This window comes from Streptomyces sp. NPDC007189 (assembly GCF_040703635.1).
GTDB lineage: Bacteria > Actinomycetota > Actinomycetes > Streptomycetales > Streptomycetaceae > Streptomyces.
Window position 1 is genome coordinate 197,798 of the sequence record NZ_JBEYEY010000011.1, and the last position, 20,309, is coordinate 218,106.

21 protein-coding genes are annotated in these 20,309 nt (G+C 72.1%); 8 read left to right on the forward strand and 13 right to left on the reverse strand.

The genetic code is table 11. From position 1 onward, the window contains the following. Positions 1–35: 35 nt before the first annotated feature. The 3 genes from AB0950_RS23140 to AB0950_RS23150 form a co-directional block, all read right to left on the reverse strand. The gene (locus AB0950_RS23140; protein ID WP_366779319.1) at positions 36–773 is read right to left on the reverse strand and encodes a methionine ABC transporter permease; all 738 of its coding nucleotides are present in this window, start codon (positions 771–773) and stop codon (positions 36–38) included. Further along, positions 770–1,804: an ATP-binding cassette domain-containing protein gene (locus AB0950_RS23145; RefSeq protein WP_366779320.1), complete on the reverse strand. Its 1,035-nt coding sequence runs from the start codon at positions 1,802–1,804 to the stop codon at positions 770–772. The genes AB0950_RS23140 and AB0950_RS23145 overlap by 4 nt, the downstream gene beginning before the upstream one ends. Positions 1,805–2,151: 347 nt before the next feature. Continuing rightward, positions 2,152–2,799: an HAD family hydrolase gene (locus AB0950_RS23150; RefSeq protein WP_360157286.1), complete on the reverse strand. Its 648-nt coding sequence runs from the start codon at positions 2,797–2,799 to the stop codon at positions 2,152–2,154. An 87-nt stretch (positions 2,800–2,886) separates the two neighbouring features. Here AB0950_RS23150 and AB0950_RS23155 point away from each other — a divergent pair, with 87 nt between their 5' ends. Further along, complete coding sequence (locus tag AB0950_RS23155; RefSeq protein WP_360157283.1) at positions 2,887–3,246, forward strand: hypothetical protein; 360 nt, start codon at positions 2,887–2,889, stop codon at positions 3,244–3,246. A 1-nt stretch (position 3,247) separates the two neighbouring features. Beyond that, the gene (locus tag AB0950_RS23160; RefSeq protein WP_360157280.1) at positions 3,248–3,670 is read left to right on the forward strand and encodes a hypothetical protein; all 423 of its coding nucleotides are present in this window, start codon (positions 3,248–3,250) and stop codon (positions 3,668–3,670) included. Here the strand turns inward: AB0950_RS23160 and AB0950_RS23165 are convergent. The 3 genes from AB0950_RS23165 to AB0950_RS23175 all read right to left on the reverse strand — a co-directional run bounded on the left by AB0950_RS23165 (position 3,660) and on the right by AB0950_RS23175 (position 5,978). Beyond that, positions 3,660–4,157, reverse strand: coding sequence for a GNAT family N-acetyltransferase (locus tag AB0950_RS23165; RefSeq protein ID WP_360157738.1), 498 nt, complete (start codon positions 4,155–4,157; stop codon positions 3,660–3,662). The two genes, AB0950_RS23160 and AB0950_RS23165, sit on opposite strands and share 11 nt — an antisense overlap. Positions 4,158–4,202: 45 nt before the next feature. Then, positions 4,203–4,709: a sigma-70 family RNA polymerase sigma factor gene (locus AB0950_RS23170; RefSeq protein WP_360157277.1), complete on the reverse strand. Its 507-nt coding sequence runs from the start codon at positions 4,707–4,709 to the stop codon at positions 4,203–4,205. Between the two features lie 93 nt (positions 4,710–4,802). Then, positions 4,803–5,978, reverse strand: a complete 1,176-nt coding sequence (locus tag AB0950_RS23175) for a glycerophosphodiester phosphodiesterase (RefSeq protein ID WP_360573955.1) — start codon at positions 5,976–5,978, stop codon at positions 4,803–4,805. Positions 5,979–6,347: 369 nt separating this feature from the next. Here AB0950_RS23175 and AB0950_RS23180 point away from each other — a divergent pair, with 369 nt between their 5' ends. After that, positions 6,348–7,019, forward strand: a complete 672-nt coding sequence (locus tag AB0950_RS23180) for a lysophospholipid acyltransferase family protein (RefSeq protein WP_360157271.1) — start codon at positions 6,348–6,350, stop codon at positions 7,017–7,019. Between the two features lie 62 nt (positions 7,020–7,081). Here AB0950_RS23180 and AB0950_RS23185 read toward each other — a convergent pair whose 3' ends face one another. From AB0950_RS23185 to argH, 5 genes are all read right to left on the reverse strand, one after another. Then, positions 7,082–8,164, reverse strand: coding sequence for a hypothetical protein (locus AB0950_RS23185; protein WP_366779351.1), 1,083 nt, complete (start codon positions 8,162–8,164; stop codon positions 7,082–7,084). A gap of 110 nt (positions 8,165–8,274) precedes the next feature. Next, a complete protein-coding gene (locus AB0950_RS23190; protein WP_366779321.1) occupies positions 8,275–9,789 on the reverse strand; it encodes an MFS transporter in 1,515 nt (504 codons plus the stop codon). Next, entirely contained in the window at positions 9,786–10,337 is a 552-nt protein-coding gene (locus tag AB0950_RS23195) for a helix-turn-helix domain-containing protein (RefSeq protein WP_360157265.1), read from the reverse strand. Before AB0950_RS23195 ends, AB0950_RS23190 begins: the two co-directional genes overlap by 4 nt. Before the next feature lie 83 nt (positions 10,338–10,420). Next, positions 10,421–11,392, reverse strand: a complete 972-nt coding sequence (locus AB0950_RS23200; RefSeq protein WP_360157262.1) for an aldo/keto reductase — start codon at positions 11,390–11,392, stop codon at positions 10,421–10,423. Between the two features lie 177 nt (positions 11,393–11,569). Continuing rightward, the gene (argH, locus tag AB0950_RS23205; RefSeq protein ID WP_360157259.1) at positions 11,570–13,003 is read right to left on the reverse strand and encodes an argininosuccinate lyase; all 1,434 of its coding nucleotides are present in this window, start codon (positions 13,001–13,003) and stop codon (positions 11,570–11,572) included. A 155-nt stretch (positions 13,004–13,158) separates the two neighbouring features. Between argH and AB0950_RS23210 the strand changes: the two genes are divergently transcribed. Together AB0950_RS23210 and AB0950_RS23215 are read left to right on the forward strand one after the other, a co-directional pair. Next, on the forward strand, positions 13,159–13,746 hold the full coding sequence (locus tag AB0950_RS23210) for a pyridoxamine 5'-phosphate oxidase family protein (RefSeq protein ID WP_360157256.1): 588 nt from the start codon (positions 13,159–13,161) through the stop codon (positions 13,744–13,746). Between the two features lie 3 nt (positions 13,747–13,749). Further along, positions 13,750–14,454 carry a L,D-transpeptidase family protein gene (locus AB0950_RS23215; RefSeq protein ID WP_360157253.1) on the forward strand — a complete coding sequence of 235 codons (705 nt, stop codon included), beginning with the start codon at positions 13,750–13,752 and terminating at the stop codon, positions 14,452–14,454. A 98-nt stretch (positions 14,455–14,552) separates the two neighbouring features. Here AB0950_RS23215 and AB0950_RS23220 read toward each other — a convergent pair whose 3' ends face one another. Then, positions 14,553–16,034, reverse strand: coding sequence for a HAMP domain-containing sensor histidine kinase (locus tag AB0950_RS23220; protein WP_366779322.1), 1,482 nt, complete (start codon positions 16,032–16,034; stop codon positions 14,553–14,555). Beyond that, the gene (locus tag AB0950_RS23225) at positions 16,031–16,771 is read right to left on the reverse strand and encodes a response regulator transcription factor (protein ID WP_360157247.1); all 741 of its coding nucleotides are present in this window, start codon (positions 16,769–16,771) and stop codon (positions 16,031–16,033) included. Before AB0950_RS23225 ends, AB0950_RS23220 begins: the two co-directional genes overlap by 4 nt. Before the next feature lie 208 nt (positions 16,772–16,979). On the opposite strand from AB0950_RS23225, the gene AB0950_RS23230 reads away from it, so the two are divergent. From AB0950_RS23230 to AB0950_RS23240, 3 genes are all read left to right on the forward strand, one after another. Further along, complete coding sequence (locus AB0950_RS23230) at positions 16,980–18,332, forward strand: ferric reductase-like transmembrane domain-containing protein (protein WP_360573963.1); 1,353 nt, start codon at positions 16,980–16,982, stop codon at positions 18,330–18,332. Positions 18,333–18,360: 28 nt separating this feature from the next. Next, positions 18,361–18,852, forward strand: a complete 492-nt coding sequence (locus tag AB0950_RS23235) for an FMN-binding protein (protein ID WP_360157241.1) — start codon at positions 18,361–18,363, stop codon at positions 18,850–18,852. Positions 18,853–18,925: 73 nt separating this feature from the next. Beyond that, positions 18,926–20,308: a ferredoxin reductase family protein gene (locus tag AB0950_RS23240; protein WP_366779323.1), complete on the forward strand. Its 1,383-nt coding sequence runs from the start codon at positions 18,926–18,928 to the stop codon at positions 20,306–20,308. The last annotated feature ends 1 nt before the right edge of the window (position 20,309 follow it).

Consider the following 20,309-nt stretch of genomic DNA (forward strand, 5'->3'; position numbering starts at 1 on the left):
CCGTGTAATGGGTGAACGGGGAGTCTTCGGGGGGCTCAGGCGACCTTGCTGATGTCGGCCGCCGCCGGCTCCTTCGCCTTCAGCAGGCGGAGCTTGGGCGCCGGGCCGGAGCGGCCGCCGCGGCTGTGCAGGGAGCGGGCGGCGAGGTCGCCGGCGAACTGGATGAGGGAGATGACGACGGCGAGGATCGCGACGGTGATCCACATCAGCTCGGTCTCGAAGCGCTGGTAGCCGTAGCGGACGGCGAGGTCTCCGAGGCCGCCGCCGCCGACCGTGCCGGCCATGGCGGAGTAGCCGATGAGCGCGATGACCGTGGTGGTGGTGGAGGCGATCAGCGAGGGCAGGGCCTCGGGGACGAGGGCCTTGCGGACGATCGTCCAGGTGTTGCCGCCCATGGACTGCACGGCCTCGACCAGGCCGGGGTCCACTTCGCGGACGGCCGTCTCGACCAGCCGGGCGAAGAACGGGATGCCGCCGATGGCGAGCGGCACGATCGCGGCGGTCGTACCGATCGTCGTCCCGGTGACCCAGCGCGTGAAGCTCATCAGCGCGACCATCAGGATGATGAACGGCATGGACCGGCCGATGTTCACGATCTGGCCGATCACCTTGTTGGCGAGGACGTTCTGCAGCAGGCCGCCCCGGTCGGTGAGGACGAGGAGGATGCCGAGCGGAAGGCCGGCGGCGATGGCGATCAGGGTGGACCACAGCACCATCTGGAAGGTCTCGGTACACGCCTGCTGCAGCAGCGGCTGCATCTCCGACCAGGTCACTTGGCACCTTCCTTCACCAGCGGGGCCTCCTGGCCCACGACGTCGATCTGCAGGCCCTGTTCGCGCAGGAAGCCGATCGGCACCACGTTGTCCTCGTAGCGGCCGGGCAGTTCGATGCGCATGCGGCCGATCTGCAGGCCGCCGACGGTGTCGATGGCGGCGCCGAGGATCGAGATGTCGATGTTGTAGGTGCGCGACAGCTGCGAGATGACCGGCTGGGTGGCGGCCTCGCCGTGGAAGGTGACGTCGACGACGGTCCGGTCGGCGCCGGTGCGCTCGCCGCTCACCGGGAACAGCGCGGCGGCCAGCTCCGAGCCGGGGGTGGCCAGCAGCTCGCTGACGGTGCCGGACTCCACGATCCGGCCCTTCTCCATGAGGGCGGCGGAGTCGCAGACCGCCTTGACGACGTCCATCTCGTGGGTGATGAGCAGGACGGTCAGGCCCAGTTGCCGGTTCAGGTCGCGCAGCAGCTGGAGGATGGAGCGGGTGGTCTCGGGGTCGAGGGCGCTGGTGGCCTCGTCGGAGAGCAGCACCTTGGGGTCGCCGGCGAGGGCGCGGGCGATGCCGACGCGCTGCTTCTGCCCGCCGGAGAGCTGGGCCGGGTAGGCCTTGGCCTTGTCGGCGAGGCCGACCAGGTCGAGGAGTTCCAGCGCCTTGCGGGAGCGTTCCTTCCCCGACTTTCCGAGGATCTCCAGCGGCAGCTCGACGTTGTCCTGCACGGTCCGCGAGGAGAGCAGGTTGAAGTGCTGGAAGACCATGCCGATGCGGCTGCGCGCCCGGCGCAGTTCCCGGCCGGCGCGCAGGCCGCGGCCGGCCAGGGCGGTGAGGTCCTGTCCGGCGACGGTCACGGTGCCGGAGGTGGGGCGCTCCAGCAGGTTGACGCAGCGGATGAGGGAGGACTTGCCGGCGCCGGACTGGCCGATGACGCCGTAGACCTCGCCTTCGCGGACGTGCAGGTCGACGCCGTCGAGGGCGGTGACCTCACGGCCGCGGGAGCGGTAGACCTTGGTCAGGCCCGAGGTGGTGATCACAGGATTTCCGTCACTGTCGGTCGCGCGGGCGTGGGTGTGCCCGGGCACGGGTGCATGCGGTACAGGCATGGGTGGTGGAGGTGCGTCTCGTACGGACTTGCGCGCACGGACATGCCACGGCTCTCGCTTCGGGGCGCGAGGCTCAGCTGATGCGGGGGCCCTCTAGAAGGCGCACATTCGACACATCAGGCGACACAGACAACGAGCACCGGGCGGCGTCATGGTCGCCTCGGTCGCACGGGTGCGGCAGCTCGTCGTGGTCATGCGATCAGTAAACCAGACCTACGGTGCTGACCGGTCGCCGCTGTCCGGATAGTGGACAGCGGCGGACAGCCGGGACGGCAGGCTCAGCGGCGCACGGAGATCTCAACGCCGGCGTCGGTGACCAGTGCGGACAGGGCGGAGAGGTCCTCCACCACGAGGTCGGCGTCGAGCTCTTCGGCCCGGTGGGTTGTGGCCAAGGCCACGGTGGTCATCCCGGCGGCGCGGCCCGCCCGGAGTCCGGCCGGGGCGTCCTCGAAGACGACGCAGTGGGCCGGGTCGACGCCGAGCTGCCGGGCGGCGAGCAGGTAGGGCTCGGGGTCGGGCTTGCCGCGGGTGATGTCGTCGGCGGCGATCAGCGTCTTGGGCAGGATGCCGACGGCGTCGAGCCGGGCCTCGGCCAGGCGCCGGGTGGCGGAGGTGACGACGGCCCAGCGGTCGGCCGGCAGCGAGTCCAGGAAGTCGCGGGTGCCGGGCAGCAGCCGTACGCCGCCGGGCACGTCGTCCACCTCGAGCTGCTCGACCCGGGCGACCGCCTCCGGCACGAGGCGGGCGGGCAGCAGGTCGGCGACTATCTCGGCGGCGGGCCGCCCGTGCAGTGCCACGCGCCCGAACTGCTCGGCGGTGATTCCGTACTCCTTCGCCCAGCGGGTCCAGCAGCGCTCGACGGAGTCGAGGGAGGAGACGAGGGTGCCGTCGTTGTCGAACAGGAGGGCGTGCGCGTGGATCGTCATACAAAGACCCTACGATGTGGTCTAGACCCTCCGTCGTACGGCGGGGTCGGCCGCCGGCGCCCGTTTCGGCCGTAATAAGGTCACGGCATGCTCAATGCCCTGACGCTGGCGACCGGGGTCGCCGCGCTGCTGCTCGCCGCCTGGTGCGGCTGGGCCGCCTACCGGGACCAGCCGACCAAGGACTGGCACTTCATCGGCATGGCCGTGGTGTCGCTGCTGGCCGTGGTGCAGCTGGCCGTCGGGATCGTGCAGCTGGCGCGGGGCGAGAAGCCGGCGCAGGGCACGACGATCTTCGTGGCGTACCTGCTGGGCGCGTTCGCGTGCGTTCCGGCGGCCGGGTTCATGTCCCTGGCGGAGCGGACCCGCTGGGGCTCGGTGACGGTCGCCGCGGGCGGTGTGGTGCTGGCCGTGCTGGAAGTGCGGCTCTTCGACATCTGGGGAGGCTGAGATGACGGCGGTTCAGGAGAAGCCGACCCGGTTGATCAAGGGACCGGGCATGCTGCTCGTCTGGTTCTACGGCGTGATGGTGGTCGGCGCGGTGTCGCGTTCGGCGTTCCAGATCTCCACGGAGTTCGACCGGGCGCCGCTCGCCTACTCGCTGTCGGCCGTGGCCGGTGTCGTGTACGGGTTCATCACGTTCACGCTGATCCGGGGCGGGGAGACGGCCCGCAGGGCGGCACTGGTGTGCTGTGCCGCCGAACTCGCGGGCGTGCTGCTCGTCGGCACCTGGACCCTGGTCGACCACTCGGCGTTCCCGGACACGACCGTGTGGTCGTACTACGGGGCGGGCTACATCTTCATCCCGGTGCTGCTGCCGGTGTCGGCGATGTACTGGCTGCGGCAGGCGCGCAGGACCGCTGTCACGCCGTAGCCGCGTAAGCCCCCGCCTGCTTCTCCAGGATGATCAGCTCCACTCCGTCGTCACCCCGGGAACGGCCCACCGTCTCGTAGCCGGAGCGGCGGTAGAGGCGCAGGTTGCCCTCGCTGCGGTGGCCGGTGAAGAGGCGGAAGCGGGTGGCCCCGCGCTCCTGGGCGAGGGCCCCCTCGGCGGCGCGCAGCAGGCGTGCGCCGATGCCGTGGCCCTGCAGGCGGGGGTGGACGCAGAGCTTGCCGATGGCGGCGGCGCCGTCCTCGGTGACTTTGCCGCGCACCGAGCCGACCACCTCGTCGCCGAGCCGGGCGACGAAGACGCAGTCGGAGGCGACCTCCTGACGGACGGAGTCCAGGGTCTGCACGAGCGGGTCGATGCGGTAGTTGCCGTACAGCGCCGCCTCGCTCTGGAAGCACAGGTACTGGAGCCTGAAGATCTGCTCCGCGTCCTGCTCGGTCGCCGCCGAGATGGTCACGCTCATGCCCATGTGCGCACGCCTCCCGCTCACCTGATCACCTGTCGTCCCTCACTCCTATCCCCGCACTTCGCGGGCCGCAACCTCCGGTGCGAGCAATCGACGCAGACATCCCAGACATCTGGAGCGTTCCGGGCCGAGGCTGCCCTGTGAGATACCCAACTCCCCCGCGATCTCCCGGTATGTCAGGTCCTTCGGGGACAGCAGGGCCTCGAGCAGACGGGGGCAGCGGCCGGGCAGCCGGCGCACCGCGTCGCGCAGCGCGCGGTACCGGGCGGCGGTGAGGGCGAGCTGTTCCGGTCCGGGGCGGCTGTCGTCGACCGGTTCCAGGCCGTACGGCCGTTCACGCCGGCTGGTACGGCGGCTGCGGCGCGCCTCTGCCCGTACGGCCCTGCGCAGCCAGCGCTGCGGGTCGCCCGGCGGTCCGTCGGTCTCCAGCCGCTCCAGAAGCCGCACCCAGACGGCCTGTTCCAGGTCGTCCGGCTCGCCCCCGGAGGCATATGCCTCAGCGGACGCCTCGGCGGTGAGCAGGGGGTGCAGGGCGGCTACCAAGTCGTGCGTCATATGCGGAACGACGCGCCGCCCCGGGAGCGGGTTTCCGGGGCGGCGGGCAGACACTCCGAACGAGGTGCCGGCGGGTGCCGTGGTTGACGCCGGTCAGCCGCCGAGGAAGTCGGCGCGGGCGAGCAGGCCGGTGTCGGCGTTGTCGGTGAAGACGCCGTCGATGCCGGTCGCGAAGTAGGTACGGAAGGCGCCGAAGGAGTCGCCGTAGCCGTCGGCCGCGCTGCCCTTGCGGTACTCGGCCGGAAGGAACGGGTTCTCGTTGCGCATGGTGTAGGGGTGCAGGACCAGGCCCACCTTGTGCGCGTCGGAGACCAGGGACGTCGGCTTGCCCAGGGTGCCGTCCGCGTTCTTCGGGACGACCAGGTCCAGGGTCGGCCCGATGCCCTGGGCGTAACCGGCGATCTCGCGCAGGCCTTTGGGGGTGATGAGGTCGGCGACCGTGCGCGGATCACCGGCCTCGACGAAGTCGTAGGGGCGGCTGTCGGCGGTGGAGAGCAGCACGACGAGCGGGTTGTCCACCAGCTGGTTCAGCTTCTGGATGCTGGTGGGCTCGAAGGACTGCAGGATGACCGGCGAGTTCCGGCCGTCCTTGCCGTACCTGCGCAGCAGCTTGGCGACCCGCTCCTCGAGGCCCAGACCGAGCTTGCGGAAGTACGTGGGGTGCTTGGTCTCGGGGTAGATCCAGACCTGCCTGCCGCGCTTGCGGGTCTGCTCGTCCTGCCACTTCAGGACCTCTTCGAAGGTGGGGATCTCCCAGCGCCCGTCGTAGAGGGTGTTGTGCGGCCGGTTGGCCGGGATCCGCTCGACCGCGCGCAGGGTCTTCAGCTCGGCGAGCGTGAAGTCCTCGGTGAACCAGCCGGTGGTGGGGACGCCGTCGACCACCTTGGTGGTCTTGCGGCCGGCGAACTCCGGGTGCGCGGCGACGTCCGTGGTGCCGCCGATCTCCGGCTCGTGCCGGCACACCAGATGGCCGTCCTTGGTGGGCACCAGGTCGCCGGCCTCGACGACGTCGGCGCCCAGGTCCAGGGCCAGGTCGTACGAGCCGAAGGTGTGCTCGGGGCGGTAGCCGCTGGCGCCGCGGTGCCCGATGATCGTCGGCACCGGCAGGCTCTTCAGGCCCCCGCCGCCGTGCCCGGCGGTCCGGGCCCCGGCGGCCTCGGCCGCGCCCGGCAGCCCGAGGACCGCCCCGCTCGCGCCGAGCACCGCGGCGCCGAGGATCGCCCGCCGCCCGGTGCCCGGGGTCTTCTTGTCCGCCTGGTCGCCGCCCATCAGCGCCCTCCTGCCGTCAGCCTGGTCGAGTCGGGCCGATCGTAGGGGCGCGGACATGGCCGAAGGGAGTCCCCGGGCGGAACACCCGGGTGACGCCGTATGTCCTGTGGGAGCGGCGTGCTGACGGGCCGTCGGCTTCGGCCGGTGGGGTCCGGGCAGCCGAGTGGGTGACGGCCGTTCGCGACATCCGTCACATCGTCGCAAGGGTGTTACGGCCCGTCCCCCGGACGTCACCGCAGGTAAACCCGCGTCAACAGTTCGTAAGACCTCGGTGAACCGGGCGTCCCCGATGTGCGCCCGGCCGGGACCCGCGAGTAATGTCCTCACCTGCACAGACTCATATCGACCCCCTCGACGCCGGAGGACCCGTTGTCCCGCTTCGCGCTCATCAAGGCAGTGCTCGGACCGATCATGCGCCTGATGTTCCGCCCACAGGTGGAGGGCGCGGAGCACATCCCGGGCGACGGTCCGGTCATTCTGGCCGGTAATCACCTCACCTTCATCGACTCGATCGTGCTGCCGGTCGTCACCAAGCGGCAGGTCTTCTTCATCGGCAAGGACGAGTACGTCACCGGCAAGGGCGTCAAGGGCCGGCTGATGGCGTGGTTCTTCACCGGCGTCGGCATGATCCCGGTGGACCGGGACGGCGCGAGCGGCGGCGTGGCCGCGCTGATGACCGGGCGGCGGATCCTGGAGGAGGGCAGGATCTTCGGGATCTACCCCGAGGGCACGCGGTCGCCCGACGGCCGGCTGTACCGGGGGCGCACCGGCATCGCGCGGCTGACGCTGATGACCGGTGCGCCGGTCGTCCCGTTCGCCATGATCGGCACGGACAAGCTGCAGCCGGGCGGCCGGGGCATCCCGCGGCCGGGCCGGGTCACCGTCCGCTTCGGCGAGGCGATGGAGTTCTCCCGGTACGACGGGATGGACCGCGACCGCTATGTGCTGCGGGCCGTGACCGACTCGGTGATGGCCGAGGTCATGCGGCTGTCCGGGCAGGAGTACGTGGACATGTACGCCACCAAGGCCAAGGCTGCGTAGGCGGCTGCCCGTTCGGCCGGTTGTTCCGGTGCGCCGGAACAACCGGCTCTCGCAGACCTCCCCTAGGAGCGGGTGGCGGTCGCGCAGCCGTTGCCCGTGGGCCTCGTGCCGTTGACCGGCTTGCTGCGGTCGTACGGATCGACCCGGTGGGCGGCGTCGGTGGGCTGCTCGTCGGCGGTGCCGAAGGGCGGCACGAAGTAGCCGGTGGGGCCGGAGCATCCGCCGTTGGTCATGTCCAGCGCGTACGAGACGAGGGACATCGTGTCCGGTTCGGTGATGACCTTGGCCGGGTCGTCCCAGCTCATCACGACCTTGCGCCGCACGATCGTACGGACCACCTCTGCGTCCCGCCCCCTGTCGCCGGCCGGGGTGACCGGGTACACGAACGTGATGTCCGCCGTCACCTCGACCGCTCCCCTCTTCCCCTCCCGGTAGGTGAGCCGCCCGCGGGTCTTGACGACGTCACCGGCCGGCCGGGCCTGCCCCGGCCGGAAGCGGCTGAACAGCAGCAGCGGATCGGTGTCGGGAGTGGGCGCCGTCGACGACAGGGCGGTGCGGAGGTAGTCCTGGACGTCTTTCTGGTGCGGGTTCAGCAGCGCGATCGCCTTCGCGGGCCGCTCTCCGCGCAGCACACGGGAGTCGAGCCCCGCGGCCACCATGAAGTCCCTGCTCCGCCGCAGCGCCCGCGCGACCTGGGCGGTGTCCATCCAGCCGGTCGCCCTGGCCTCCGGCACGGTGATCCCGGCCGCTCCGTCGGCCCAGTGAACGGCGGGCGACCCCCGGAAGGGCTGGGCGAGGGTGGGGCGCAGAGCCGGCTCCGCGCCGGGGGCTTCCCGCGGCCGCTCCGACTCGGCGGCCGACGGCGCCCCGGCCTGCCCGCCGTCGCCGCCGCCGAACCAGCCGACGACCTGCTGCGGGAACAGGCCCACGACGAGGAGCGCCACGGCCGCGACCAGCCCGGTCACGTACCAGCCCGTCCTGTACCGAGGCCGGGCCGGCGCGTAGGTGCGCCAGCCCTCCGGCTGCCCCGGGCGTTCCCGCAGCCGCCGCTCCACCTCACGGGCCCGTGCGGACGGCTCCACGGGGGCGTCGGCCGCGCCCGTCACCGACTCGCGCAGGAACCGTTCCCACTCCTCGTCCGACACCGACGACCCGTCGTGCCCCCCAGCCCCGCTCACGCCGCACTCCCGTTTCTCGTTCGATGCCCGATGGCTCGCTCGTCCTCGCCCATCCGATCAACTGATCGGCCGTGCGGTCAGTCCAGTCGCTGTCCCCTCAGCAGGGACCACGCCGCCACCGCCGTTCCCAGCAGGACCGCCGCTCCCGCGCCCGAGGCCAGGTGCAGGCCGTGGACGAAGGCGTCGCGGGACGCGTTCAGCAGTGCCCCTGCCGTGTGCGGGGGCATTCGTGTCGCCGCCTCGACCGCCGCGCCCAGTGACTCGTGGACCTGGGCCGGGGTGCCGGCCGGGCCGGTGAAGTCGCGGTAGGCGCCGGTGACGATCGAGCCCAGCAGGGCGATGCCGAGGGCCGCGCCCAGTTCGTACGCGGTCTCGGAGACCGCCGAGGCGGCGCCCGCCTGTTCCCTGGGCACGCTGGAGAGGATCACGTCGGCGGTGACGGTGAAGGACAGACCCGCGCCGACGCCCACGACCAGGAGCGCGGCGCCGAGGGCCGGGTAGCCGGTGGACCGGCCGAGGGCCGTGAGCGCGGCCAGGGCCAGGCCGACCGCCGCGAGGCCGCCGGAGACCACGGCGCGGACCGAGAAGCGGCGGGCCGCGCGGCCCGCGGCCAGGCCGGCCGCCACCGCGCCGACGGCGGCGGGCAGTTCGGCCAGGCCCGCCTCGAACGGGCGCCTGCCCTGGACGAGTTGCAGGTACTGGGAGAGGAAGAACACCAGGCCGGACATGCCCAGCACGGTGAGCAGGTCGGCGAGGACCGCGCCGCTGAAGCCGCGCTGCCGGAACAGCCGCATGTCCAGCAGCGGCGTCGGCATGGTGAGCTGGCGGTGCACGAAGCCGTAGAGCGCGGCCGCGCCCAGCAGGCCCGCGGCGATCGTGGGCCCGGTAAGGCCGTGCGTGGCCGTCTCCTTGACCGCGTAGACGGCGCCGATCATGCCGGCCAGCGACAGCACGACGCTGAGCAGGTCCCAGGGGCCGGGGCTGGGATTGCGGGACTCGGGCAGGGTGCGGATGCCGACCAGGACCAGGACCGCCATCACGGGCAGGTTGATCAGGAAGACCGAGCCCCACCAGAAGTGCTCGAGGAGGAAGCCGCCGGTGATCGGGCCGACCGCGGTGCCGGCGGAGGCGGTGGCGCCCCAGATGCCGACGGCGAGGCTGCGCTCGCGCGGGTCGTGGAAGAGGTTGCGGATCAGGGCGAGGGTGGCGGGCATCAGGGTCGCGCCCGCGACACCGAGCAGCGCCCGCGCGAGGATCATCAGTTCCGGTGTGGTGGCGTAGGCGTTGAGCACGGAGACCGCGCCGAACGCCGTGGCGCCGACGAGCAGGATCCGCTTGCGGCCGATGCGGTCGCCGAGGCTGCCCATGGACACCAGCAGACCGGCGATGACGAAGGAGTAGACGTCGCCGATCCACAGAAGCTGGGTGCCGGAGGGGTTCAGGTCTTCGCTGATGTAGGGGGTCGCCAGGCCGAGGACGGTGGCGTCGACGGCCACCAGCAGCACGGCCAGGACGAGGACGCAGAGCGCGAGCCAGCGGCCCGGGCGCTTCACCGCCTCCGCCGCGTGCGCCGGCTGCAGGGTGCTGGTCATGATTCCTCTCTTCGCAGAGCGCCGCCGAGCAGCAGCTCGGCGACCATCGTCGGGAAGTCCCTGGCGGCCACGCGGCCGTCCAGGGTGGCCCAGGCGCAGGAGGCGATCAGGCCGTAGAGCGCCTCGGTGAGCCAGACCGGGGTGAGGTCGATGCGGAACTCGCCGCTTCGCTGACCGCGCTGGAAGACCGCGCCGATGCGCGCGTCCAGCCGCTGCCAGCCGTCGTTCTGCCGCTCGCCCTCCCACAGCTGGCTCTCGCCGTACAGGAAGGCGAGCAGTCCGGCCGCGGGCTGGATCTCCCGCAGCAGCCTGCGTACGGCCTCGCTCGCGGGCCCGTCGTCCGGGTGGGCCCGGTCCACGGCCGCCTCGCACTCCTCGATGCCGAGCGCCTCCAGCGCCCGGACGAGTGCGTCCCGCCCGGCGAAGTGGCGGTGCAGCGTGGCCCGGCTGATCCCGGCGGCCTTGGCGACCTCGTCCATGGTCGCGGTGGATTTGCGGGTCAGCAGGGCGGCCGCGCTGCGCAGCACGTGGTCACGGTCGAGAGCCATGAGACAAGGATAGCTTGTATGAGACAAACTTGTCTCATACAAGCCGAACGTGACTCATAAGTGCTGGTCGGCGGGGTCTGTGATCAGTGCCAGGGCAGCCGGCCGCGCCGCTCCCAGTAGGCGCGCGGGTCCTCGGCGAGGGTGGCGAGGCGGGTCAGCTGGTCCTCGTCGAGGTCGACGGCGGGGGCGTGGAGGTTGGAGACGAGCTGGGTGACCGTCGCCGCGCCGGAGAGGACCACGCCGGCCCAGGGCCGGGAGAGGATCCAGGCCAGGGCCACGGCGTCGCAGCCGAGTCCGGTCTCCTCGGCGACGGCCCTGAGCGCCTCGGGCGCGTGCGGCCCGGCCAGCCGGCCGTTGGCCATGCCCTCCTTGACGATCACGGTGAGCCCGGCGTCGTGCGCCTCGGCGAGCGCGGGCGCGGCCGAGGTCTCCAGCACGTTGTACGTCGACTGCACGGTACGGAACAGCGGTTCGCCCCCGACGGTCACCCCGAGGGCGGCGCGGACGGCCTCGGCCTGCGCGGGACCGCTGGTGGAGAAGCCGATGGTCAGGCCCTGCGCAGCGGCCTCGCCGAGCCGGGCGTGCAGTTCCTTGTCGGTGAGGGCGGGGCTGTCCGGGGTCACCGAGTGGATCTGGTAGAGGTCGAGGCGGTCGCCGAGCACGGCGTCGGTCTCGGCGCGCTGCCGCTCGTACGCGGTGAGGCTGTGGTCCTTGACCTCGTGGGTCTCCGCGTCCGCCGACCAGCCGGCGGTGTAGGTGTAGCCCCATTTGCTGCCGACGACGACGTCGTCGATGTCGGGCCGGGCGTTCAGCCAGTCGGCGAGGAACTCCTCCGAACGGCCGTAGGAGCGGGCCGCGTCGACGTAGCGCACGCCCTGCGCGTAGGCGGCGTCGAGGAGTTCGTGGGTCCGGGCGCGCAGCGCGTCGGCGCTGCGGTTGTCACCGAGGTCCTGGTCCCGGTCCAGGTTGATGTAGCCGGGGCGGCCGACGGCGGCGAGTCCGAGTCCGATGTGGCAGGTGGGGGTCGTCGCTGTTGCCAGGCGGGCGAAGGGCATCGCGGGCTCCGTTCGGTCGGCTCCGGTACGGCTGGCGACCAACGTAACCCGCGATGACGCTCCGCTCGGTGAGACGGGCTCCCTGGGGCTCGGGGCGTCCTGTGCGTCGGCGGGTGCGCGCGCTCTGTGGTTGCCCGCGCCCCTCCAAGACCTTGCGGCCTTGTGTAACGCCCGCGGTCAGCTGTTCTTCTTCGCGTCCGCCCACGCGTGCTGGGCCGCCACGTCCGCCTTGACCTCGGCCAGCTGGACGGCGACCGCGCTGGGCGCCGTACCTCCGCGCCCGTCGCGGGAGGCCAGCGCGCCCGGCACGTTGAGGACGGAGCGCACCTGAGGGGTGAGGTGCGCGGAGATCTTCGCGAACTGCTCGTCCGTGAGGTCGTCCAGCTCCTTGCCCTCGGCCTCGGCCGCCTTGACGCACTCCCCCGCGACCTCGTGCGCCACGCGGAACGGCACGCCCTGCTTGACCAGCCACTCGGCGATGTCGGTGGCGAGCGAGAAGCCGGCCGGGGCCAGTTCCTCCATGCGCTCGCGGTTGACGGTGAGGGTCGCGATCATGCCGGTGAAGGCGGGCAGCAGCACCTCCAGCTGGTCGCAGGAGTCGAAGACCGGCTCCTTGTCCTCCTGCAGGTCGCGGTTGTAGGCGAGCGGCAGGGCCTTCAGCGTCGCCATCAGACCCGTCAGGTTGCCGATCAGGCGGCCCGACTTGCCGCGGGCCAGCTCGGCGATGTCCGGGTTCTTCTTCTGCGGCATGATCGACGAGCCGGTGGAGAACGCGTCGTGCAGGGTGACGAAGGAGAACTCCTTCGTGTTCCAGATGATGATCTCCTCGGCGATCCGGGAGACGTTCACGCCGATCATCGCGGTGATGAAGGCGAACTCGGCGACGAAGTCACGCGAGGCCGTGCCGTCGATGGAGTTGCCGACGCTGCCGTGCTCGAAGCCGAGGTCCTTGGCGACCGCCTCCGGGTCCAGGCCGAGGGAGGAGCCGGCCAGGGCGCCGGAGCCGTACGGCGACACGGCCGTCCGCTCGTCCCACTGGCGCAGGCGCTCGGCGTCCCGGGACAGGGACTGCACGTGGGCGAGGACGTGGTGGGCGAACAGGACCGGCTGGGCGTGCTGGAGATGGGTGCGGCCCGGCATCGCCACGTCCGGGTGGGCCTCCGCGAGGCCGATCAGGGCGTCCTGGAGGTCGGCGATCAGCCCGCCGATGATGCGGGCGTGGTCGCGCAGGTACATCCGGAACAGGGTCGCCACCTGGTCGTTCCGCGACCGGCCGGCGCGCAGTTTGCCGCCGAGGTCGGGGCCGAGGCGCTCCAGCAGGCCGCGCTCCAGGGCGGTGTGCACGTCCTCGTCGGCGATGGTGCCGACGAAGGCGCCGGACGCCACGTCGGCCTCCAGCTGGTCGAGTCCGGCGATCATGCGCTGCAGCTCGTCCTCGGTGAGGAGGCCGGCCTTGTGCAGCACGCGCGCGTGGGCACGCGAACCGGCGATGTCGTACGGCGCGAGCCGCCAGTCGAAGTGGACGGACGCGGACAGCTTCGCCAGGGCCTCGGCGGGACCGTCGGCGAAACGGCCGCCCCAGAGCCGTACGTCACCGCTGTTGCTGCTCACTTGGGCTGCTCCTAGGAAAGTGGGTTCTCACACTGCGCCTGCCGTCATGCATGATTATGCAGAGCTCTGCATGATTCGTCAATCAGCGGCGCCGGGCCCTGAAGAAGCGGCACATACTTAGACACTCGAAAGAGTTGCGCGGATAATCCTTGGACATGGGAAAGACCTATGAGCGCATCGACGGCAGGCTCCGGACGTTCATCGAGGAGCAACCCCTCTTCTTCACCGCGACCGCCCCGCTGTCCGGCGACGGCACGGTCAACCTCTCCCCCAAGGGCCTCAAGGGCTCCTTCGCCGTGCTCGACGAACACACCGTGGCCTACCTGGACTTCGCCGGGTCCAACGCCGAGACCATCGCGCACCTCAGGGAGAACGGGCGGATCACCCTGATGTGGTGCGCCTTCCAGGGCCCGCCGAACATCGTGCGCGTGCACGGCAGGGGCGAGCCGGTCTTCCGGGACGACCCGCGCTTCAAGGACCTGCTCACCCGTTTCCCCGACATCGACCCGAGCGCGCACGGGCTGCGCGCGGTCATCGTCGTCCACGCGGAGCTGATCCGCGACACCTGCGGGTACGCCGTCCCCCACATGACGTACGAGGCGGACCGCGACCTGCACGGAAAGCGTTTCGCGCGGGAGGACGACGACTCCCTGAGCGCGTACTTCGAGAAGAAGGAGCACGTGGCGACGAGCCTGGACGGACTACCCGGGCTGCCGCTGCCGCTGCCTCCGTCTACCGTCTGAGCCATGCGTCCCGGTGTCGTGCTCACCCTCGTGTCCGTCTCCTCGCTCGCCCTGCTCGGCCTCACCCCGGGTCCCGGGTCCGCCCCGCTGCCCGCGCGGATGGCCGACACCGGCGGCGGCAGCCAGCTCATCACCGCGCAGGCGGCGCGCACCGACTCGACGTCGGGCACGCTCACTTGGTGGGACCTGCGGGACGGTCAGTGGGTGGCGGCCGGGACGGCTCCGGCGCGGTTCGGAGCGAACGGACTGGCCGAGGGCGGCTCACGGACCCAGGGCACGAACACCACGCCGACCGGGCTGTACGACCTTCCGTTCGCCTTCGGGACCAGGGCGGCGCCGAGCGGGACGAGGGTCGAGTACCGGGCGGTGAAGGACAGTTCGTGGTGGTGCCAGGACAATGACTCGGCCTCGTACAACCGGTGGGTCGAGCCGTTGCCGCAGGACTGCCGTGCGTCCGAGTCCGAGCACCTCATCTCTTATGCGACGCAGTACGCGTACGGGCTCGTCATCGGCTTCAACTACGACCGGCCGGTGCGGGGGCGCGGCGCCGGGATCTTCCTCCATGTGAACGGCAAGGCCGCGACGGCCGGTTGCGTGTCGGTGCCCGAGGACGCGATGCGGCGGATCCTCCAGTGGGCCGAGCCGGAGAAGCGGCCGCATGTCGCCATCGGGACCGAGGACGGGGTCACGGCCGTCACCCGGTACTGAAGGCGGGACCCGAGGGGCGGATCCGCCGTGGGGGCGGCGCATCGGTGGCCGGCCGTCACGCCGGGCAGGGCGGCCCGGCGGTGCGCCTTAGGGCCGGCTCAGAGGGGCAGGCGTACCCGGAACGTCGTGGAGCCCGGCCGGCTGTCCAGGCCCACGCTTCCGCCATGCGCCTCCGCCACCGCCGCCACGATCGACAGGCCCAGGCCCGCGCCCGCGCCGGAGGCGTTCGGGTGGCGGCGGTGTTCTGCTCGGGTGAAGCGCTCGAAGACGCCGGGTTGGACCTCTTCCGGAACGCCGGGGCCGTCGTCGTGGACGCGGAGGACGGCCGAACCGGCGTCAGTCTCCAGGGTGACCGTCACCTTCGTGCCCACGGGCGTGTGCGAACGCGCGTTGGCCAACAGGTTGGCCAGCACCTGGTGGAGGCGGTGGGCGTCCCCCGGGACCGTGACCGGGTCCTCGGGCAGGTCCAGCATCCAGCGGTGGCCGGGGCCGGCGGCGCGGGCGTCGGTGACCGCGTCCAGGACCAGGCGGGTCAGGTCGACGGGCTCGCGTTCCAGCGGGCGGCCGGCGTCGAGGCGGGCGAGCAGGAGCAGGTCGTCGACCATCTCGCCCATGCGGGCGGACTCGGCCGTGATGCGCTGCAGCGCCCGGGTCACCTCCGGGGGCACCGGGCCCGGGTGGAGGAGGGCCAGTTCGGCGTGGCCGCGGACCGAGGCGACCGGGGTGCGCAACTCGTGGCTGGCGTCGGCGGCGAAGCGGCGCAGCCGCTCCTCGCTGGCGTGGCGTTTGGTCAGGGCGTCCTCGACATGGCCCAGCATGCGGTTGAAGGCGGCCGCCACCCGGCCGACCTCGGTGCCCGGGTCGGCGTCCGGAGCGCGCGGCGGCAGCGCCACCTCCCCGCTGGCCAGCGGCAGCTCGCTGACCCGGGTGGCGGTGGCGGCGACCCGGCTGAGGGGGCGCAGCGACCAGCGGACCCAGAGGGCGCCGGCCACCCCGGTCACCACCAGGGCGCCCCCGAAGACGATGGCGGCGACCGCCTCCAGCCGGTGGACCGTGGTCTCGACCGGCTCCAGCGGCAGCCCGACGAGCAGCACGTCCCCGTCCCGGCCGGCGGAGGCGACGACGCGGTAGTCGTGCAGGGAGGACAGCTCGACGGTGTGCGGCCGGCCGTCGACCGGGACCCGGGCCAGCCGGGCCGCGTCCTGCGCGGTCAGGTCGACGTTCAGGTCCGCCCCCAGGTCCCCGGAGCGGATGAGGCCCTTGTTGGTGACCGTGCCGTCGAGCAGGCGGGCGCCGAAGGTGCCGGTGGCCATGCGGCGGGTGTCGCCCTGCTCGTCGCCGTCGTGGTCGTCGGGCAGTTTGCCGTTGTGCTCCAGGCTCTGCGGGAAGCGGGTGCCGACCTGGGCGAGCTGCTCGTCCAGGCGCTGGGTGAGGAAGCCGTTCAGCTCGACGACGGCCGCGAGGCCCACGGCGGCGCAGCTCACCGCGAGCAGCACCACGAGGCCGAAGGTGAGGCGGGCGCGCAGCGTGCGGGGCCGGGGCAGCCGGGCGAGGCGGTCGCGGACGTTCGGACGGCTCACTTGGTCACCGGTTTCAGCACATAGCCCGCCCCGCGCACGGTGTGGATCATGGGTTGGCGGCCCGCGTCGACCTTCTTGCGCAGGTAGGAGATGTACAGCTCCACCACATGGGCCCGGCCGCCGAAGTCGTAGGACCACACCCGGTCGAGGATCTGCGTCTTGCTGAGCACCCGGCGCGGGTTGCGCATGAGGAAGCGGAGGAGTTCGAACTCGGTGGGCGAGAGTTCGATCAGCTCGCCGGCCCGGCTGACCTCGCGGGCCTCCTCGTCCATGACCAGGTCGCCGACCGTCAGCCGCGGGCCCTCCTCCTGCTGGCGTGCCATGCCGGCCCGGCGCAGCAGGCCGCGCAGCCGGGCGACGACCTCCTCCAGGCTGAAGGGCTTGGTGACGTAGTCGTCGCCGCCGGCCGTGATGCCCGCGATCCGGTCCTCCACCGCGTCCCGGGCGGTGAGGAAGAGCACGCAGACGTCCGGCTTCACCTCGCGCAGCCGGCGCAGCACGGAGAAGCCGTCGGTGTCCGGGAGCATCACGTCCAGGACGACGGCGTCGGGCAGCAGCTCGCGCGCGCCGTCGAGGGCCGCGGCGCCGTCGCCGGCCGCGCGCACCTGCCAGCCCTCGTAGCGCAGGGCGCCGGTGAGCACCTCGGCGAGGTCGGGGTCGTCGTCGACGACGAGGACGCGCAGCGGGGTGCCGTCGGGTCGGGTGAGGGCCGGGCGGCCGGAACGGGTCGTGTTCATCGCGCTTACCAGCATCACCCAGGTGGCAGGGTGCGGCGTACCGCCTGTCCTCTGAGTTTTCTCTGAGTACGGTCCCCGGTCCGCTGAACGCCGGCTGAGAACCTGCTCTGAGTCCTCTCTCAAAGCACCTGGTCAGGGGGCCGTTCAGAGGTGGCTCAGAGCTTCGCCGCGCACAGTGGCCGGTACGACGACGAAGGGACGGCGATCGATGACCACCGTGGATGCGCGGCGGGCGGCCCCGCCGGTGCCCGTGACCGCACAGCGCTCGCCCGCGGGAGCCGTGCTGGCCATGCTGTGGGCCGGAGCGGCAGCTGTGGTCGCGCTCTGGTGGGCGGACACCGGGTCGGTGGTCGGTTCGGCCGGCTGGCTGACCGGCGCCGGGCGGATCGCCGGCCTGCTGTGCGGGTACGCCTGCGCGGTGCTGGTCGGCCTGATGGCGCGGGTGCCGCTGCTGGAGCGGCGGATAGGCTCGGACCGCGTGGCGCGCTGGCACGCGATGGCCGGCCGGTACACGGTCTGCCTGCTGCTCGCGCACATCGGGCTGATCCTCACCGGGTACGCCGCCCAGGACCGGGCCTCGCTGTGGCACGAGGCGGTGACGGTCGTCCTGGACTATCCGGACATGCTCAAGGCCACCGCCGGCACGGTGATCCTCCTCGCGGTCGGCATCACCTCGGCGCGGGCGGTGCGCCGCCGCACCAGCCACGAGTTCTGGTACTACGTCCACCTGCTGACGTACGCGGCCGTGTTCCTGGCCTTCTTCCACCAGGTGACGCTCGGGAACGAGTTCAACGGCAAGCCGGTCGCGACCGCCGTCTGGTACGCGCTGTACCTGGGCGTCGCCGCCCTGGTGCTCTGGTACCGGATCCTCACCCCGGTCCGCCTCAACCGGCGCCACCAGCTGAGGGTGGACTCGGTCCACCTGGAGGCGCCCGGTGTGTACTCGGTCGTCGTGCGCGGGCGGCGCCTGGACGAGCTCGGGGCGCGGCCGGGGCAGTTCTTCCGCTGGCGGTTCCTCGGCGCGGGCCTGCGCTGGACGTCGACGCCGTACTCCCTGTCCGCGCCGCCGCGCCCGGACACGATGCGCGTCACGATCAAGGCGCTCGGCGACCACAGCGCGGCCGTCGCCCTGCTGCGGCCCGGTACCCGGGTGTGGGCGGAGGGCCCCTACGGCTCCCTGACCGCCGACCGGGCCACCAGCCACCGCTCTTTGCTGATCGCGGCCGGCGTCGGCATCACCCCGCTGCGGGCGCTGTTCGAGACGCTGCCCGGCGAGGTCACCCTGCTGTACCGGGCGCGGGGCGCCGAGGACCTGGCGCTCGGCGGTGAACTGGAGGCGATCGCCCGCTGGCGCGGCGCCCAGGTGCTGTACGCGCTGAACGGTCCCCGGGGCGAGCGCCCCCGCATCACGGCGGAGTCGCTGCGCGCGACCTTCCCCGGCATCGCCGGCCACGACGTCTACATCTGCGGGCCGCACGGCTTCGCCCGCGACGTGTACGAGGCGCTGCGGGCGGCCGGGGTCCCGGACCGCCGTATCCACCACGAGTCGTTCGAACTGTGAGATCCAGCGAAGCTGTGAGGCAGAACACGTGCATGCCCTGAAGAAGAACCGCCCCCTGCGCCGCATCGTGCTGGCCAGCGCCGCCACGGTCTCCGGGATGGTGCTGCTGCTGTCGCTGAAGCCGCACACGGGCCCCACGCTCGCCACGGCCGACACCAAGTCGCCCACCGTGTCGAGCAGTTCAGCCCCGTCGAGCGGATCGTCGGGCGGATCGAGCGGCTCCTCCTCCGGGTCGACGACGGGCAGCAGGACCGTCACCGGTGACACCGTCCAGACCCGCTGGGGCCCGGTCCAGGTGCGGGTGACGATCAAGAGCGGGAAGCTCACGGACGTGACGGCCGTGCAGTACCCGCAGGACAACCCGCGCGACCAGGAGATCAACAGCTACGCGCTGCCCCAGCTGCGGCGCGAGGCGCTGGCGGCGCAGAGCGCGAACATCGACATGGTGTCGGGCGCCACCTACACCAGCACCGGCTACCAGCAGTCCCTGCAGTCCGCGCTCGACTCCGCGAGGCTGTGAGGCGGGGGCGCTGAACACCGAGCGCATCCGGCACGTATCTGAGGGCCAAGGGTCAAGTCCCCACGGAGGAACCGTGACCACCACGCTCGCAGGCGGACGTGCCGCCCGCCGCCAGACGATGCGCCGCATCCGCCCGCGCCGCAGCCCGGCCGTACCGCTGCTGCTCGCCGTCTGGGCGGGCGCGGCGGCCGTGATGTGGCTCTGGTGGCACAACACCCCGTCCATCGCCGACGACACCGGCAGGATCCTCAACGCGGGCCGGATCACCGGCCTGCTGGCCGGCTATCTGATGGCGCTGGTCGTGCTCCAGATGGCGCGGGTGCCCGCGCTGGAGCGGCGGGTCGGCTCGGACCGGGTGGCGCGCTGGCACGCGATGAGCGGCCGCTACACCCTCTCCCTGATCGTGGCGCACGTCTTCCTCACCATGTGGGGGTACGCGCGGCAGGCGGGCAGGTCGCTCGGCGACATCGTCCAGCAGACCATGGACTCCATCGACCAGCTGCCGGACCTGGGCAAGGCGGCCGTCGGCACCGGCCTGTTCGTGCTGATCGGGCTCACCTCCGCCGGCGCGATCCGCCGCCGGATGCCGTACGACACCTGGTACCACGTGCACCTGATGACGTACGCGGCGGTGTTCCTGACGTTCTGGCACCAGATCACCACCGGCAACGACTTCGCGGTCGAGCCGGTGGCGAAGACCTTCTGGTACGGCCTGTACGGCGCGGTCACCGCGCTGCTGCTCTGGTACCGCGTCCTCACCCCGATCCGGCTGAACCTGCGGCACCGGATGCGGGTGGAGGCCGTCATCGAGGAGACGCCGGGCATCGTGTCGGTGCTGATCGGCGGGCGCAGGCTGCACCGGATGGGCGCGGAGGCCGGCCAGTTCTTCCGCTGGCGGTTCCTCGCGCCCGGGATGCGGTTCAGCTCGCACCCGTACTCGCTGTCGGCGGCGCCCCGCCCGGACATGCTGCGGATCACGGTGAAGGCGATCGGCGACCACAGCGAGCGGCTGCGCGAGCTGACGCCCGGCACCCGGGTGTGGGCGGAGGGGCCGTACGGCGCGCTCACCGCGCAGCGCCGCAGCCGGGGCAAGGTGCTGCTGGTGGCGGGCGGGGTCGGCATCACCCCGATGCGGGCGCTGTTCGAGACGCTGCCCGGGGCGGCCGGTGACATCACCCTGCTCTACCGGGCCAACAGCACCCAGGACCTGGCCCTGTGGGACGAGCTGGCGAAGATCGCCGACGAGCGGGGCGCCCGGCTGATGTACGCGGTGAACAGCCCCGACGGCGAGCGGCCGGACATCTCCGCGGAGAACCTGCAGCGGAAGATCCCGGACATCGACCGCCACGACGTCTTCATGTGCGGCCCGCCCGGGTTCGCGCAGTCGGTGTACGAGGCACTGCGCGGCGCGGGGGTCCCCGCCCGCCGCATCCATCACGAGTCGTTCGAGATGTGAG